11 protein-coding genes are annotated in these 17,104 nt (G+C 48.5%); 5 read left to right on the forward strand and 6 right to left on the reverse strand.

Annotated elements, in window-relative coordinates; genetic code table 11:
• Positions 1-91 precede the first annotated feature (91 nt).
• The 6 genes from ABD880_RS05180 to ABD880_RS05205 form a co-directional block, all read right to left on the reverse strand.
• On the reverse strand, positions 92-1,039 hold the full coding sequence (locus ABD880_RS05180) for a pectinesterase family protein (RefSeq protein ID WP_345163096.1): 948 nt from the start codon (positions 1,037-1,039) through the stop codon (positions 92-94).
• A gap of 13 nt (positions 1,040-1,052) precedes the next feature.
• Positions 1,053-2,447 (reverse strand): pectate lyase family protein, encoded by a 1,395-nt coding sequence (locus ABD880_RS05185; RefSeq protein WP_345163099.1) that lies wholly within the window; start codon positions 2,445-2,447, stop codon positions 1,053-1,055.
• A gap of 149 nt (positions 2,448-2,596) precedes the next feature.
• Positions 2,597-3,895: a DUF4861 domain-containing protein gene (locus tag ABD880_RS05190; RefSeq protein ID WP_345163102.1), complete on the reverse strand. Its 1,299-nt coding sequence runs from the start codon at positions 3,893-3,895 to the stop codon at positions 2,597-2,599.
• 233 nt (positions 3,896-4,128) lie between these two features.
• Entirely contained in the window at positions 4,129-5,778 is a 1,650-nt protein-coding gene (locus ABD880_RS05195) for a DUF4957 domain-containing protein (RefSeq protein WP_345163105.1), read from the reverse strand.
• 33 nt (positions 5,779-5,811) lie between these two features.
• Entirely contained in the window at positions 5,812-7,644 is a 1,833-nt protein-coding gene (locus ABD880_RS05200; RefSeq protein WP_345163108.1) for a RagB/SusD family nutrient uptake outer membrane protein, read from the reverse strand.
• 47 nt (positions 7,645-7,691) lie between these two features.
• A complete protein-coding gene (locus tag ABD880_RS05205) occupies positions 7,692-10,967 on the reverse strand; it encodes a SusC/RagA family TonB-linked outer membrane protein (RefSeq protein ID WP_345163110.1) in 3,276 nt (1,091 codons plus the stop codon).
• Between the two features lie 314 nt (positions 10,968-11,281).
• Here ABD880_RS05205 and kduI point away from each other — a divergent pair, with 314 nt between their 5' ends.
• From kduI to uxaC, 5 genes are all read left to right on the forward strand, one after another.
• A complete protein-coding gene (gene kduI / locus ABD880_RS05210) occupies positions 11,282-12,115 on the forward strand; it encodes a 5-dehydro-4-deoxy-D-glucuronate isomerase (RefSeq protein ID WP_345163112.1) in 834 nt (277 codons plus the stop codon).
• A 2-nt stretch (positions 12,116-12,117) separates the two neighbouring features.
• Positions 12,118-12,906, forward strand: a complete 789-nt coding sequence (locus ABD880_RS05215) for a gluconate 5-dehydrogenase (protein ID WP_345163115.1) — start codon at positions 12,118-12,120, stop codon at positions 12,904-12,906.
• Between the two features lie 36 nt (positions 12,907-12,942).
• On the forward strand, positions 12,943-14,004 hold the full coding sequence (locus ABD880_RS05220) for a LacI family DNA-binding transcriptional regulator (RefSeq protein WP_345163118.1): 1,062 nt from the start codon (positions 12,943-12,945) through the stop codon (positions 14,002-14,004).
• Between the two features lie 159 nt (positions 14,005-14,163).
• Positions 14,164-15,594, forward strand: a complete 1,431-nt coding sequence (locus ABD880_RS05225; protein ID WP_345163121.1) for a tagaturonate reductase — start codon at positions 14,164-14,166, stop codon at positions 15,592-15,594.
• Positions 15,595-15,705: 111 nt separating this feature from the next.
• Positions 15,706-17,103, forward strand: coding sequence for a glucuronate isomerase (gene uxaC, locus ABD880_RS05230; RefSeq protein ID WP_345163124.1), 1,398 nt, complete (start codon positions 15,706-15,708; stop codon positions 17,101-17,103).
• Position 17,104 lies beyond the last annotated feature (1 nt).

Below are 17,104 nucleotides of genomic sequence, written 5' to 3' on the forward strand. Positions count from 1 at the left end.
TCATCGTCTTCTAGTCAAATGCACCTCTTAATGGATGCTCGGTTGGTCTATCGTTTTTGGCCTGTTTTCTGAAAATTAGGCCAAAAACGGGTTAAGGCTTGGTTGGATTCCAGTTGTCTTTGCCAGCCAACACTACTTCGGGCTTGGACAGTTTTTTGGCTTCTTTTCTTTTTAGTTGTCTAGACCAAGCCACTCTTTTTTCAGGGGCGGCGCCTGGTCCCTTGGATTTGTATTCCGCGTAAAAGGTGGTCTTCTCGGCGTCTGGTTTGCTCCAATTGTGCCAGCCTTCGGGCCGAATGAAAGCGCCTAGGGTGGAATTCAAAAACACCGTCTGCGCAAAAGGCCGCCAGGGTCTGCCAAGGTATACTTTGGTTGCCACTTCTGAGGCGGTGACGGTGCAGTTCTTGAACACATAGCCAAAGGGTTGCCCCTGCGGCGTAGAAGCGGCCGTGATGTAGGAGTTCTTCTTGCAATGAATGATGCAGTTCTCAAAAAACGCCGTGGCCGGCCCGAAGATAAAATCTGTGGTGCCTTCTATGTAGCAGTCTTTGTAGTATTGACGGCTGTTGTCTACCCCCGCGTACAGCGTGTCCTGGTCACCTATGATGCGGCAGTTGGTGAACACGCACCGGTCGGCCTCCACATGCAGGGCCACCGCCTGCCCTACCGGGCCCGCACTGTTTAGGAAGGTGATGTTCTCGGCTCTGAACTCGTTGCCCTGCACTAGCACCGTGTAAGAGGTGAAGGTATTGATGTCGCCTTTCCCTGAGTAATCATTCCAGTCGATTATGGTCTTCTCCCGGTCTTCGCCAATAAACGACACCTTGGTCTTCCAGGAAGGCACAACTATTTTCTCTTTATAGGTACCGTTCTTGATATGGATTTCTATGCGGTCTTGCGGGAAGGCGGGAATGGCGTCTACCGCGGTCTGAATAGTCGTGTAATCACCAGAGCCGTCCTGCGCCACCACCAGCTTTTTGTGCTGCGCCTGCGCCAGAAACCCCGAAAAAAATACAACCAAAACCGCTATCCACTTCATCCTTATCTCCCTCCTACTTTACCAAACTGTTCAAATACACCTCAATGTTGGAATATTGCTTGTGCAGGGTGAATGCCGTTGCATCTGCCGCGCTGGCCGGGTTCAGTTTGTGCTGTGTTTCCCAGGCGTCCGGCATGCCATCCAGGTCATTATCCTCGGGGGTAGGCGCCGATTTTAAAACTGGGTAGCCGCCTGCCTCTTGCGGCGTGTCAATGATGCCGTTCTTTTTCTTGCCGTTGGCAGAGGTTCCGGTTTTCACTTCCTGCACCAACCGCGCATCTACGGCGTCACGCTTGTGACTGGCACCCGCGCTAGCCAAGACTGCCTCAAAGGCCGCCTGCGGAGCTTGCACCTTTATAGAATTTACCACGAAGGCTTTGCTTACTTTAGCCGAGTCAGGATGATCTGCCTGGACGCCCCCGGCCCAGTTGTCTTTTGAGATGGCCGGAAAACCGTCAACGTAATTACCGGCCACGTAAAACTGGCCGTAGGGCTGAGACGGGTTCACGATTCTATCCTTCTTGGAAGAAACCGTGGCTGGTCCGGCCTTGTAGTAATTGTTGACCATGTTGTAACGGCCTTTCTCGCCGCCATAGGTATTGTTCTGGCCCCAGTTGTAGACCACGTTGTTGCTAAAGTCTACCAGTTCTTCTGGTGAGTTGGGCGTAGTGCTGGACCCGCTGAAGCGTGGCATTCTGCTGTTGTGACTAGCCAATAAATTGTGATGGAAGCTAGCGCCCATGCCGCCCCAGATCCCGCCGTAGCCGTGGTCTCCCTTGGCGTGCACAGACTGGTTCAGGCTTTCTGAGATGATGCTCCACTGCAGGGTAAAGTTCTTGTTGCGGTAAAAAGAGGCGCTTTCATCAGTGGCCCAGCTCATGGAGCAGTGGTCAATGATGATGTTGCTGTTGCCTTTGTTGGCGCCAAATGCGTCTGCCTGCTGGCCTGCCTTGTCGCCTAGCCTAAACCGAAGGTACCGCACTATCACGTTGTCTGCCTTGATGCTGACCTGGTAATTTTTAAGACAGATACCATCTCCAGGCGCCGACTGGCCGGCAATGGTCAGGTCCCCGTTGTTGATGTCCAGCGGAGCCTCTAGCTCAATGTTACCAGACACGGCGAAGACGATGATGCGGGGTCCCTTCTTTCTGATGGCTTCCCGTAAACTGCCGGGGCCGTTGTCATTTAAATTAGTTACCACTACCACTTGACCGCCCCGTCCGCCGGTGGTGTGCTTGCCAAATCCTTCGGCTCCCGGGAAGGCCAGCGCCTGTCCGGTTTCTACCGGCAACGCACTGGCAGAGGTGACTCCCCCTGAAGCTGATTTCTGAGCGCACCCTGAAAAGGAGACCATTTGGAAGGCAAGTCCCAGCAGGGAAAGTTTGGTAAGGGTATGTGGTACTTTCATTTGTTATTTGATAGTGAAGAGGCGGGAATAGCCGGTAATGAAATCCCGCGTCCTACGTGAGTTTAAAGTAAATCTCCTGCTTTAGTTGACCCTCGCTTTGGGGTTATTTTCTGGAAAACAGGCCAAAAACGACATCAGCAAGGGTACTGTTATTTTGAAATTTTCACCTGTGCCGGGTTCGCCAATTCTTCAGCCACACGTTCTATATATTTCAGGAACTCTGCTTCGGTTTTTATGCCGTTCTGCTCCAGCTCCCAGGCCGCCAGAAAGTAGTATTCAGCCTGCCCGTTGCTTGGTTTTAATAGCACTAAGTGGTTCAATGGATCTTCTGTAATGGAGATCAAATCCTGCGGTTTAAAGAACACGGCAATGCCTACGTTGTCTGGGGGCGTGTTCAGGCTTTGCTTGCCGTAGGTGGCAATGTACCCATAATGCTTGCCGGCCTCCCCCTTGTTAGTAGTGATAAGCTTTGCGTTTTTGTCCTTTATTAAGCCGGTGGCAATGTTCTGGGGCTGGCCGTTTTCAATGCGCATCTGGTGGTGAGTGAGCCTGGTGCCGGCGTGTATGCTGAGTTGAGAGTGTACATTGAGATTCTGCCCTGCCACCCGCCAACCGTAGTAGTCTGTTAAGATGGAAGAATAAACGTCTCCGTTCTGCGTGATTTTACTGTAGGTACTGTCGGTTTTCTCTACGCGTACCGCTTGTTCGTTGTCAAAGATGGCCAAAGAGCCTACCCCCAAAGTCTTGCCTACTTTCAAGATATCCATGCCCCACGGTTGGGCCGTGTGGTAAGAATCATATCCATCCAGACCTACATCTTGCAAGACCATGTCAGCCGTTTTCTTCCCGAACACGTCCACCCCATTGCGCCAGTCCAGGTAAAAGCGGTAGCCTACTTTGTCAGACTCCCAGCCCGGGCCTTCATAGCGCAGGAAATAGGAGTGGTCGGTTACCTCATCGGGGACGCGCAAAGAGTCTATGTTTTGGAAGGTGCCGCCAATGTATTTTCGGTTCTCAAAGTGTCCGCCTACTTTTTTGGAAAGCTCGGCCTGGGTGCGTTTGGTGTAGGTGCGCTTGTTGGTGCCGGTGGCATTGTACCGGATGGTGAGCTGGCGTTTTTCACCGGCTTTCATGTTGTCCAGAACCAAGGCTAGGCCTTTGTTGAAGGTGTCTTTGGCGTTGTATTGGCTGGCTATCTCTGTAGTGCCGTTTAGGACTACAAATGCCTGTTTGTTGAAGGAAGAATGCATGCGCAAAAGGTCGGTTTCTGGCAAGAGCACCAGCACGCTTTCGCGGTCACGGTTGAGGGGGTTGGAAACAGTTACGGTAAAGGATTGGGGGAACTCATTGGATAGAAAAGGTACGCCTTGGGTAGAGGCACAACTCAAGTTCAGGAGAAGCAAAACCGCTAGCACTCCGTTTATCCATTTCTTTACGCTACTCGTCATTTCAAATGGTTTGGTAAGGGGGAATCGCTCCTTTTGAAGAGCAGAATTTCGGGTTTGTTTTTGGCTTGTTTTCTGGAAATCTGGCTAAAAACGAAAAATCTTTGGTTAGGATAAGCCACTCAAAAAAAGTCAGCTCGACCATTTTTTATCAGAATCAGGAGGGGTATGGGAAAGGCAACGAATACCCATACCCCAGCCTTCTTCTTTATTCATTCATTTACACTATTTGGCTACTACTTCACCCAGCGCGGGTCGCCAAGGGCCGTTCCGCCAATGCCTGAAGTTCTCAACTCAGAACCAGCCGGAAGCGTGAAGTCCGTAGTAGCGGCCGTCCAACCCAAGTCAATGGTTTTGTTGTTGGATTGCGTCACTATTGACGAGAAAGTCAATGGGGCTAAAATGGCACCACCTTCTAACTTGAAATAATTGTTGTATTTGAACTCAACCGTTGAGCCTGCCCCTGCTCTGATGGCACTTGCCCCAACTGTTTGACCTGGCTTAGGCGAGTTGGCAATAATGCTATTCTGCATAGTGAAGTCCACAACTATTGAAGTACCATCAAATAGGATGTTATCTCTTCCGCCAGAACCAAAGTTGTTCAACGTCACCTTGTCTATAAAGAAGGTAGGCTTTGTAGCTGGAGTAAAGGCAGTTGCATAACTAATGAATCCTCTTCCTGCTTCATTGAAAGTTGAGTTGGTTACCTCTAGTCTGTTTAACTCTAGCTTATCAAGCATAAAGGTCTGGTAGTTAGAGATGGCATTTTTGGAAACCACAGAATTAATCACCTTGATAAAGTCAATCTTCTGGCTTCCGCCGCTTGCGCCTCTGTTGGCTCTTAAGAAAGTACTCTTCAGGTCATGGATGTTACTGTTCTCCACGGTGATAGAGGACAAGGTACCAGCTGTGGCGTCAATGTTGAGGAAGTAATCTCCCGTCACTTCACCGGCTGGGTTCTTCCCGTCAAACTCAATCCCATTGATACGCACCCCTGCACCAGTTCCTTTTAAGGTAATTTCCTTAAAGTAGATTTTGGTGTCATTGGGGTTGCCAGACACAGATCTGAGGGTTATGTACTTTTCTGCGATTAGAATATTGGCGATAGAAGCGTCATACACCCCTGCCTCTAAACCAATTACGTCGCCGTTTGCGGCACTTGCCACCACTGCTACCAAGTCACTTCCTGGAGAGACCGTATAGGTATAGATGCTGGGTTCTTTGGTTGTAAATGTGGTGATTCCTTTACTAACCGTGCCGGCAAAAATCTCTGCAGTATAAGCAGTAGTGGCCGTGAGGTTGGTCAGGGTGATGGCATTGGCAGAGAGTTGCTCTGGGGTTAAGACAATCTCAGTACCGGTTCCGCCAGCTGGGGTTAAGATAATTTTAGTAAGACCCACCGTAGGTCTCCATCTTAAAATGGCTGTCTTGTCTTTGACCTCAGTTGTAAGTACAGTAGCAAAAATCTGCTCTCCTCTAATTCTAAAACGGGAACTTACCAACCATTTAGACTCAGGCGTATTGCCTTTGGCATTGGTTTTCACCCGTGCAAAATAATTCTCTTTTATCTCAAGCTGCTTGTCTGTGAAGGTGATGGCCGTCGTGTCAATTTGAGCACTAAGAACAACTGGCGTCTTAAACAAAGTATCCTTGGCCACCTCTACCGTGTAGGTGGTGGTGGAAGGATCAGTGTTTATAGATGCTTTCCAGCTTAGTTCAACATTGGTTTCCCCGCTTTTAGCCTGAATGTCACCAGCGGGCATAAACATACGGGACAGTTCCAGTTGTTCCTCATCCTCTTCTGGGTCACAAGCCACTACTCCTAGCAGGCCCACCATCAAGGCAGGCATTAACCACTTGGAAAGTTTGAAATTGAAGTTTATCATATCTTCTGTATTTGACTTATTGGAAGCCTCTTTTTAATAACCGTAATCCTGGGTTAATCTATAGTTTGAGTTAATGATCCCGAAATAGATTGGGAAAAGCTCAGAGTGATTTGGCGTAAAATGACTAAAGAACCCAGAATTAGCCCCGTTGATCTGAGCGTCTGTAATTGCGGCTCTCCAATTAATTTTTCTGTAACCTGCAGGGTCAGTAGTAGGACCGGGCGTATACATCACCTTGTTAACGCTGCCGCCCAGAGGGTCAGTAGAGGCGGCACCTCCAAATAGATCAAAATTGGCCATTTCCTGCTGCGCAGATACTCCTGGTCCCAGAAGCTTGTTAGGGTTGTAGAAGATGTGGGTTGGAACGTTAGCATAACGACCCGTTCCGTTTTTCATCCTGGTCAACTCAGCTTTTACTTCATTAATCTTGGCCTGCAAGAGGTTCCACCGGATAAGGTCATACTTCCGGATACCTTCCCCTCCAAACTCCAGGTAGCGCTCCTTGACAATAGCGCTAAAGAAGCCAGACTTGTCTGTTGGGATAGTACCCATTCTAGCCTCTGTTTCATAAGCGTCAAAGAAGGCTCTCTTTCTTATAGACTCTAAGGCTGCTATTGCTGGTCCAGTAGGACCGCTCAATTCATTTTCAGATTCAGCAAACATTAACAACACGTCTGCATACCTAATAAGCGGCCAGTTAATGCCCAGTGTTTGGTTGGCACCAGAAATGGCAGTCCAGTACTTTCTAAACTTGCCCTCTCTCATTAACATAGGAGTTGTAAGGACTTTGTTGTCTGTCCCATCTACCTGAAAATAGGCAATGGTAACGTCTCTCCTTGAGTCTCCAATTGAGTCAAAGGCATAGAAATAAGTTGGGATGGCAGTGGTCAAACCATTGGCGCGTCCATACTTGCTAGCACCATCAATACGAGGTCCGTTACCAAATCCTAGCTTGGTGTCTGTTCTAGAGTTACCGCCAAAAGCACCCACTTGCCAGATATGCTCCTTGGTCACATCTGCTACTCCGTTGCCATGCAAGCTTCTAAAAACATTCTCATAGCTTGGGTTCAGGTTGTTCTCCTTTCTCTGGATGATGTCATTGGTTTCATCTCGGGCAATCTTGTAGTAATCCAGGTAGTTGGCGCGGCGCTCAACGGCCTTGGTCTGTCTTCTTAGGGCGTATCCGCCACGGGCTAAGGCAATCCTTGCCCTTAAGCCTTTCACGGCAGCTTTGGTCACCCGGGTAGTAGGGTCTCCAGACTCTCCCATCCATGGAACAAGTTCAGCGGCTAATTTCAAATCCTCTAGCAGTTTGTCGTAGATTTCATCCTGGTCCGTTTTAGCCAGGTACAAATCCTTTACCTCTGCAGACGGCTCAAAATGCGCAGGAACGTCGCCCCAGTTTCTAATCAATTCATGGTAGAATTGTGCTCTCAGGGTTAGCGCCTCTCCGTAGAATTTTTTCATGGCAGCCTGTTCTGCTACTGTCCCACTGGTGTATAAAGGAGAAAGCGGAATGTATTTAATGCAAATGTTGGCGCGCTCAATGCCTCTATACAATTGGATGAAAGGGTTCTGCAAGTCTGAGTAGGCTGGGCTTACCCCAAAGTGGGCAATCCCCATTCTTTGCTCAGGGTTCCAGTCCCCAGAAATCACAAAATCATCTGCGGCATTTGGATAAAGTGTAGATAGCCTGCTTCCATATCCATCATCTCCGCTTAATTGGTTATACACGCCGGTCAAGGCACCTTCGGCGTAAGACAAGCTGCTAAACATGGTGTCCTGCGCCAAGGTAGAAGGGTTTTCAACCTCTAGATAATCTTCACAAGAAGACGTAGCCACAAGCCCTCCAAGGAGCAATGACATGGCCCATGTTTTATATATTCTCTTTGTCATTTTTTTATCTTCTAGAATTAAAAGGTAAGGTTTACACCTCCCAAAATGTACCGTGAGCGTGGGTAGGCAGCATAGTCAACACTTGGGGTAAGCGGGGTGCCTCTTCTGGTGTTTGCCTCTGGATCATACCCATCATAACCTGTCAAGGTGATCAAGTTGTTGGTAGTGGCGTACACTCTGAACTTGGAAAACACCTTCAATCTCTGCACTAGGCTTTCTGGTAAAGTGTAACCCAAGGTAATGTTGCTAATGCGTAAGAAAGAGCCGTCCTCAATAGCAAAGGAATGCAGGAAATAACCGCCCAATGATGGCGTCCAGTATTTAGCATCCGCATTCAATGCTCTCAACTCATTAGGAGTAGTCACTGCATTGCCGTTTTCGTCTGACAACTTGAAGCGATCCTTCATAAAGCCTAACAGGTTGTTGTCACGCTGGGTCCATTGGGTGGTGAACTCCATTTTATTGGCGTTGTATACTTTGTTACCAACAGAGAAATTCATGAACACGCTTAAATCAAAGCCTTTGTAGGCAATCTGCTGGTTAAAACCACCAATAAATTTAGCCTGCGCGTTTCCAAGAACTGTTTTGTCTGCAGAGGTAATCAAAGAGTTACCGTCATCTGTGAGGTCCTTCAATTTTAAGTCACCCGGTCTTGGCTGTCTGTTACCCAACGCCACCGTGCTTGAGTTAGCCACGCCATCCTTTAGGATATAGTTTCCTTGAGCATCAAAAACGAAGGTATTGGTAGCAGCGTCAATCACAAAGTCATCTACAGAGTAGAAACCGTCAGTCTGGTAGCCATAGAAGTTACCCACTGGTTTGCCTACCTCTACTTTAAAGTCTTCTAAGGCATTCACCCAGCCAGATTGGTAAAGTTCGTTCTGCTTAGGGTTACCTGAAGGATCAAGGCCCAGGCTCACCACCTTGTTTCTATTGAAGGCAATATTAAAGCTGGCATTCCAGGTAAAATCATTCTTCTCAAACACCACGCCATTCAACTGAAGCTCAAGACCTTTGTTCTCGGTCTCACCAATGTTCTGCATCTGCGTAGTGTATCCACTTGTAGGTGGAACAATAGCTCTTAGTAAAAGGTCTTTTGTTTTATTCTTGTAGACATCTACTGAGGCGTTTAACCTGTTTTTAAAGAAGGACAAGTCGGCTCCTAGATTGGTAGAAATGGTGGTTTCCCACTTTAGGTTGGCATTAGCCAGGTCATTTGATGCATAACCCGGAGTAACCGCATCTCCATAAGCATAACCATCCTGGCTTCTAGCGGCAAAAATGGTTTTAAACAGATCTTGACCTATTCTATTGTTTCCAACGGTACCATAGCTTAAGCGAAGTTTCATATCACTCAACCAGCCTTCTGTACCTTGCATGAAAGGCTCTTCAACCACTCTCCACATCAAAGAAGCTGAAGGGAATATGCCATGCTGCAAACCTCTGGCAAACAAAGAAGAACCATCACGTCTAATGTTCACATTGGCAAAATACCTTCCTTTATAGTTGTACCCTACCCTCCCGAAGAAAGAGAGAAGCCTGTTACCAGATTCAGAAGTACTGGGTGCATCTTGCATTAACCCAATTGGAGGGCTTGCCTGACCAATGCTTGAAAACGCCTGCTCTGGCGTAATATCCACTGGCAACCATTTCACTCTTGTGAATCTCTGGTTACCTGTAGAATGTACTACTTCATGGCCCGCCAAAAAGTCAAAGTTATGGTCGTCGTTTAATTTGTACTTATAGGTTAAGGTATTAGAATTTGTGAACGTGAGCCCCTCAGATCCAAATAGATCTACCACTGGCTGAGCGTTGTTATCTCTGGCCAAACCAGTTACCGGGCCACTGTAAGTATCTGATTTTCTATCAACTGCATTAATGCCTACTACAGTTTTAAAAGTTAAATCCTTTAAAATGTTGTAGCTAAACCAACCGTTGACAATGATGTCATTTCTGTAGTCGTTCTTGATTTCATTGTTTGCCAAAAGCACAGGGCTAGTCAGGTTGGTAGAGTTGAAGTAAGCCGGATCAAACTCATCTACTTCACTTTCTAAGCCAGGGGCCAAAAACGGTCTAAACCTTACCGCATTTCTTAACCTGTTAGATTGCTGTGACTGCGTGCTGGACGTCCCTACCCCATCAATGCGTTGACGGCTGTAACGGGTGGTTAAACCAACTTTAAATTTATCATTTACCTTGTGGTCAAACTTAAAAGAGGCCAGTGAACGCACAAACCCAGAGTTGAGCATAATCCCTTCTTCATCTGTATGGTTTAGGGTAAAGTTGAAGGTGGTTTCCTTTGTACCGCCTGTTATGCCAAGCACATGGGTTTGACTAAAAGCGTCTCTGCCAAATACTTTTTCTTGCCAATCAACTTCTGGCATTGACTTATAAATCTCTAAATCTTCCCAGCGGCCAAATCTATCCCGGAAAGAGGCTCGAGACTCCTCATTGGCGTTACTGTATAAATTATATGACTCATACTGATACCGCACATAATCATAAGGATTCAAGACATCCAACTTATTGACGATGCTTCTAACCCCAGCGTAGCCATTGTACGTCACTTGCGTTTTCTGCTCCACGCCTCCTTTAGTGGTGATGATCACAACTCCATTGGCCCCCCGGGCACCATAAATAGAGGTAGAAGCCGCATCTTTCAACACGTCAACTGATTGAATTTCTTGGGGAGAGATAATAGAGAGGGCATTTTCCATCTGGATACCGTCTACTATATACAATGGAGAGTTGTCCTGGCTAAGAGACCCTCCGCCGCGCACCCTAATCTGTATATCAGCTCCCGGCCTTCCTTCGGTGCTGGTCACCTGCACCCCGGCTAAACGGCCTGCCAAGGCTTCTGCGGCTGTGCTAACTGGTATATCTTGTAATTCTTTAGCTGTCACGGAAGCCACAGAACCCGTAAGCTCTTTTCTGGTCACGGTACCATAGCCAATGACAACTACCTCATCCATTACCCTGTTGTCACTTACCAAAGAAACATTCACCACTGACTTGCCTCCCATAGGCACTTCTTTGGCAACATACCCTATGTAAGAGAACACCAGTGTGCCATTGGCATTAGGAACATTCAAAGTATAATTACCATCCACGTCTGTAGAGTTGGCGGTGGTGGTCCCCTTCAGGAGTACCGTCACTCCTATTAGACCCTCCCCCTTGTCATCTGTTACGCGGCCTTTCACGGTAACCGTCTGCGCGAAGGTTACTGTAACCGCCACAAAGAAAAATGGAAGTACGAGCAGGTACCGTATCTTCTTAAGTAATGCTTGTTGCATAGGTAACATTAAGATTTTGTTAATAGGTGTGAATTGAATGCTTGGCGTGGCGACTTGCGCATAAAGTGCGCAACCGATTGCATATTTAAGAAACTTTAAATCATTTCACAAATGAAAAGCCTGTTTTTTGTTAGTTTTAAAAATTAACAGCCTTATCTGGGCTTATTTTACCATTTTTTTATTAAGTTAGTACCCGGATAAGAAAACTGCTTTGCAAATTTTTAATCCAACCCAAGTGCGATCAAGGTACAACTCATTAATAAATTTGTAATTTGCGCAACCGATTACATTAATTAAGCGCTTCCTATATACCCATGAATCATACCACCCGGCACGCCATTCACCCAGAAGACTTCAAGGCCTACGGCACTCAGAAACTGCGTGAGCACTTCTTAATGGAGAACCTGTTTGTAAAGGATTCCATAGAACTGGTCTACACATTATATGACCGGTTAATTGTGGGCGGCGTGCATCCAGTGAGCCAGTCGGTGCGGCTAGACACTTTCCCTAACCTTCGGTCAGAGAATTTTCTGGACAGAAGGGAAATAGGAATTATCAATGTAGGCCCAGAGGCCAACGTGACCGTTGACGGCACAGACTATACCCTTGCTCCCAAAGAGGCACTCTATATAGGAAAGGGCGTGAAAGAGGTGGTATTTCACCCGGCCCAAACCGGCGAAGCTAGATTCTACTTCAATTCTGCCCCCGCGCACCACACCTACCCTACCAAGAAGGTAAGCCTGGCTGAGGCTGAGACCGTGGAGATGGGCGCCTTGGAAAACTCTAACCACCGCACCATTAGAAAAGTGTTGATTAACTCCGTAGTAGAAAGCTGTCAGTTGCAGATGGGTGTGACTGAACTAAAAACCGGAAGCGTCTGGAACACCATGCCGGCCCACACGCATGACCGTCGCATGGAGGCCTACTTCTACTTTGAGCTACCAGGAGATCAGATGGTGTGCCACTTCTTAGGCGAACCGCAGGAAACCCGTCACATCTGGGTAAAAAACAACGAAGCAGTGCTTTCTCCGCCCTGGTCCATTCACTCAGGCGCGGGTACGTCTAACTATACCTTTATCTGGGGCATGGCCGGCGAAAACCTGGATTACAACGACATGGACAAATTCCCCATCACCGACCTGAAATAGCCATGACCCATCTATTTGACTTAACCGGAAAAGTGGCCTTGGTGACCGGTGCCACGCACGGACTGGGAATGGCCATGGCCAAAGCCTTGGCAAAAGCCGGCGCCACTTTGGTGATTAATGGCAACACGCCCGCCAAAATGGAAACGGCTTTGCAACAGTACGCCGCCGACGGGATTGACGCCAAAGGCTATCTGTTTGACGTGACCAATGAAGAATTGGCTATTGAAAATATTGCGCGCATTGAGCAGGAAGTAGGTCCCATTGCCATTCTGGTGAACAACGCAGGCATGATTCAACGCACACCTGCCTTGGAGATGGCCGTCGCCGATTTTCGGAAAGTGCTGGACGTGGATTTGACCGGGCCGTTCATCATGAGCAAGACCGTGGGCAAGCACATGGTGGCGCGCAGAGCAGGTAAAATCATCAACATCTGCTCCATGATGAGTGAATTAGGTAGAGACACGGTTTCTGCCTACGCCGCGGCCAAAGGGGGCTTGAAAATGCTCACCAAGAACCTGGCCACCGAATGGGCGCGCTACAATGTGCAGGTCAACGGCATAGGGCCGGGGTACTTTGCCACCGATCAGACCGCTCCCATTAGAGTAGACGGACATCCTTTTAATGACTTTATTATACAACGTACGCCGGCCGGCCGTTGGGGAGACCCAGAGGACTTGGGCGGTGCCACCATCTTTCTGGCCAGCAAGGCCAGTGATTTTGTGAACGGTCAGATTTTATATGTAGACGGTGGTATATTGGCTACCATAGGCAAACCCAGCAACGAAGCTTAAGAGCCTCCTCATTCATTTTGTAATCAACCCGCTTCTATGTCAAGCAAACCAAAGGTCACCATTCATGACATCGCTGAAAAGCTGAACATCACCGCCTCTACGGTGTCACGGGCATTGAATGACCATCCCAGAATCAGCGAGGCCACTAAGAAAAGTGTCCAGAAGCTGGCCAAGTCCCTTAATTACCAGCCCAACAACATAGCGGCGGCCTTGCGCAACGGCAAGACCAACATCATTGGCATTATTGTGCCTACGGCAGACCGCGCCTTTTTTGCGTCTGTCATTAGAGGGATTGAGGAGATCGCCAATAAACTAAATTACAAGGTCATCATCTCTCAGTCTAATGACAATTATGAGAAAGAGGTGCAGACCATTGACGCCTTGCTCAGCGCCCGCGTGGATGGCATCATCGCTTCTATTGGCAAGAATACCGAAAACTTTGACCACTACAAGCGCATGCAGGAGAAAGGCATTCCGTTGGTCTTGTTTGACAGAACCACAGATGAGCTGGAAGTGAGCCAGGTCATGATTGACGATTACCTGGGTGCCTACAAAGTGGTAGAGCATTTAATCCAGCAGGGTGCCCGCCGCATTGCGCACTTCACCAGCCCTAAGAAAGTAAGCGTTTTCAAAGAACGCCTGCGTGGGTACGTAGACGCGTTGCGTGACAACGGAATTCCTTATGACGAAGCCCTGGTAGTAAAGAGCAACCTACAGTTAGAGGACGGAAGAGCCAGCATGGAGCAATTATTGGCCCTGGCCGAGCGTCCGGATGCGGTCTTTTCTGCCAGTGATTACGGGGCCATGGGTGCCATGCAGGTAGTGAAGGAAAACGGTCTGCGCGTGCCGCAGGACGTGGCACTTGCCGGCTTCGGAAATGAGCCGTTCACCAGCTTCTCAGAACCTGCCTTGACCACGGTAGACCAATTCTCCCTGACCATGGGCCGCATCACCGCCGAACTATTCTTTGAACACTTTAAGGCCGGTCCGGAAAAGAAACTGGTTCCGCAGAAAACGGTTCTTAAGCCAGAATTGGTGGTGAGAGGATCATCTTTGAAAGCCGAAGCACTCAAAAAAGACACAGAGAAACTCTCCTAATAAATAGCCACGTTTTTGGCCTGTTTTCCATAAAATAAGCCAAAAACGACCATACAAATTTCAAAGAACAAGCTTGTTCAACTACCAGAAGGACAGCTTTCAAATAAACTTTAATCCTTAAACGCGAAGAGCCCTCCCGGTTATTCAAAGACAAAGAATATGCAGCCGTTAAACAGACAGACCGCCCAAATCTCAGTGCAGAGACCCGTGAAAGTGATACAATTTGGCGAAGGTAATTTTCTGCGGGGCTTCGTGGATTGGATGATAGACATTCTCAACGAGAAAACCGACTTCAACGGAGCGGTAGAAATCATCCAGCCCTTGGACAAAGGAATCTACAAATTAATCAATGATCAAGACGGTTTGTACCACGTGGTCTTGGAGGGAATTCAGGACGGACAGACCACGCAGGAAACCCGCTTGATCAGCTGTGTGCAGAACGCCATGAGCCCGTACGCAGACTATGCCGGCTATCTGAAATTAGCTGAGAATCCAGACCTACAGTTCATCATTTCTAACACAACGGAGGCAGGTATTTCTTTTGACGCCGCTGACGCTTCTCCAGAGACTACGCCTAGCTCGTTCCCGGGTAAATTAACGGCGCTCTTGTACCGTCGTTTCCAGCATTTCAAGGGAGCTTCTAACAAGGCCTTGACCATCATCCCCTGTGAACTGATTGAGAAGAACGGCGAGGCCCTGCGCACCACCATTTTGCAGTTTGCCCAGCACTGGAACCTGCCGGAAGCCTTCTCTAACTGGATTGAAGCAGACACTATTTTCTGCAACACGCTGGTAGACCGCATCGTGCCAGGCTTCCCAAAGGACACCATCCAGGACATTCAGCAGGAAATTGGTTTTGAAGACACCTTAGTAGTAAAAGCCGAGCCTTTCCACCTATGGGTGATTGAAGCACCAGAATCGGTACAAGCCGCCTTCCCTACAGACAAAGCTGGCCTGCAGGTGAAATTCGCGGATGACTTGACGCCCTACCGCACCCGCAAAGTACGCATCTTGAACGGCGCGCACACCGCTTTGGTACCAGTGGCGTATCTGCAAGGACTACGCACCGTGCGCGAGGCCGTGGAAGATGAAACCTCCGGTACTTTCATCAAGGAAGCCATCTACGAGGAGATCATCCCTACCTTGGACCTGACTGCCGAAGAACTAAACCAGTTTGCTAAGGACGTGCTGGAGCGTTTCCAGAACCCGTTCATTCACCATGAGTTAATCACCATCGCGCTCAACTCCGTGGCCAAATACAAGGTGCGCGTGTTACCGTCGGTGTTGGAATACAAGCAACGCAAAGGAGCTTTACCACAGCGCTTGCTTCGTTCTTTGGCTGCGTTAATTCTGTTCTACAAAGGCGAATACAACGGCCAGCAGATCCCTCTAAACGACACACCCGAAGTGTTGGAGTTCTTCCAGGCGGCGTGGCAAAAAGATTCTGTGGAAGAGACGGTAAAAATGGCCTTGGCCAATGAAGATTTCTGGGGTCAGGACCTGAACCAGATTGATGGATTGACCGCCTTGGTAACCGCTGAAGCCGTAGCCTTGCAACAAGCAGAAAACGTGCAGGCCAGCGCCAATTAACCAAATTCAAAACTATCGTTTTTGGCCTGTTTCTTGGAAAACAGGCCAAAAACGAATTCCCATTTCCTACTGCATCTCAGTAGTTTTCATTCACCTAGCAACAGTACCTCCATGTCATTTTTAGACGACAATTTTCTTCTAGAGACCAAGACGGCCCAGACCTTGTACCATGAGCATGCCAAGCACATGCCCATCATTGACTACCACTGCCACTTGAATCCAGAGGACATAGCCAACGATAGAAAATTCAAGAACCTTACCCAAATCTGGCTTGAAAGCGACCATTACAAATGGCGCGCCATGCGTACCAACGGCATCTCTGAGAGCTTCTGCACCGGAAACGAGGACGATTACGCCAAGTTTGAGAAGTGGGCGCAGACCGTGCCCTATACCATGCGGAATCCTTTGTACCACTGGACGCACATGGAGTTGAAAAGACCCTTCGGGATTGAGAAGGTCTTGAAGCCGGAAAGCGCGCGCGAAATCTATGAAGCGGCCACGGCTATGTTGCAGACTGATGAGTTCAGCGTACGCGGCATCTTAAAAAAGATGAACGTGGTGGTGATCTGTACTACAGATGACCCGATTGATTCTCTGGAGCACCATCAGAAAATTGCGGCAGATGATTTCGGCATTAAGGTATTGCCAACGTTCAGACCAGACAAGGCCATGGCCATTGAAGATGCGGGTTACCTGACCTACCTGCAGAAATTAGAAGCGGCTTCTGGCATCTCCATTGGCAAGTACCAGGATTTGTTAGATGTTTTAAAACAGCGCCATGATTTCTTCCATGCCCAGGGCGGACGCCTTTCTGACCACGGCCTGGAAACCATTTACGCTGAAGAATACACCGATCAGGAGATTGCCCAAATCTTTGAAAAGGCCTTGCAAAAGCAAGCTTTGACCAAGGAAGAAGTGATCAAGTTTAAATCTGCCATGTTGGTAGAATTGGCTTTGCTGGACCACTCCAAAGGCTGGACCCAACAGTTCCACCTGGGCGCTTTGCGCAACAATAACACGCGTATGATGCGTGAGTTGGGCGCCGATACTGGGTTTGACTCCATCGGAGATTTTGATGTGGCCCGCCCGCTGTCAAAGTTCATGGACAAGTTGGACAACTCAGACCAACTGGCTAAGACCATCTTGTACAACCTAAATCCAAGTCAGAACGAACTGTACGCCACCATGATTGGCAACTTCAACGACGGAAGCACGCCGGGCAAGGTTCAGTACGGTTCTGCGTGGTGGTTCCTGGACCAAAAAGACGGCATGGAGCGCCAGATGAACGCCTTGTCCAACATGGGCTTGTTGAGCCGCTTCGTGGGCATGCTCACCGACAGCCGTAGCTTCCTCTCCTACCCTAGACACGAGTACTTCAGAAGGATTCTATGCAACATGCTGGGCAACGACGTGGAAAGCGGCCAGTTACCGGCCTCTGAGATGAAATGGATTGGCCAGATGGTAGAGGACATCTGTTACAACAACGCCAAAAACTACTTCAACTTCTAAG

The sequence above is a fragment of the Nibribacter koreensis genome (assembly GCF_039541795.1).
GTDB lineage: Bacteria > Bacteroidota > Bacteroidia > Cytophagales > Hymenobacteraceae > Nibribacter > Nibribacter koreensis.

Excerpts from the sequence above, each read along its gene's own strand:
- ABD880_RS05180 (WP_345163096.1), bottom strand. The coding sequence starts at position 1,039 with ATGAAGTGGATAGCGGTTTTGGTTGTATTTTTTTCGGGGTTTCTGGCG.
- ABD880_RS05185 (WP_345163099.1), bottom strand. The coding sequence starts at position 2,447 with ATGAAAGTACCACATACCCTTACCAAACTTTCCCTGCTGGGACTTGCC.
- ABD880_RS05190 (WP_345163102.1), bottom strand. The coding sequence starts at position 3,895 with ATGACGAGTAGCGTAAAGAAATGGATAAACGGAGTGCTAGCGGTTTTG.
- ABD880_RS05195 (WP_345163105.1), bottom strand. The coding sequence starts at position 5,778 with ATGATAAACTTCAATTTCAAACTTTCCAAGTGGTTAATGCCTGCCTTG.
- ABD880_RS05200 (WP_345163108.1), bottom strand. The coding sequence starts at position 7,644 with ATGTCATTGCTCCTTGGAGGGCTTGTGGCTACGTCTTCTTGTGAAGAT.
- ABD880_RS05205 (WP_345163110.1), bottom strand. The coding sequence starts at position 10,967 with ATGCAACAAGCATTACTTAAGAAGATACGGTACCTGCTCGTACTTCCA.
- kduI (WP_345163112.1), top strand. The coding sequence starts at position 11,282 with ATGAATCATACCACCCGGCACGCCATTCACCCAGAAGACTTCAAGGCC.
- ABD880_RS05215 (WP_345163115.1), top strand. The coding sequence starts at position 12,118 with ATGACCCATCTATTTGACTTAACCGGAAAAGTGGCCTTGGTGACCGGT.
- ABD880_RS05220 (WP_345163118.1), top strand. The coding sequence starts at position 12,943 with ATGTCAAGCAAACCAAAGGTCACCATTCATGACATCGCTGAAAAGCTG.
- ABD880_RS05225 (WP_345163121.1), top strand. The coding sequence starts at position 14,164 with ATGCAGCCGTTAAACAGACAGACCGCCCAAATCTCAGTGCAGAGACCC.
- uxaC (WP_345163124.1), top strand. The coding sequence starts at position 15,706 with ATGTCATTTTTAGACGACAATTTTCTTCTAGAGACCAAGACGGCCCAG.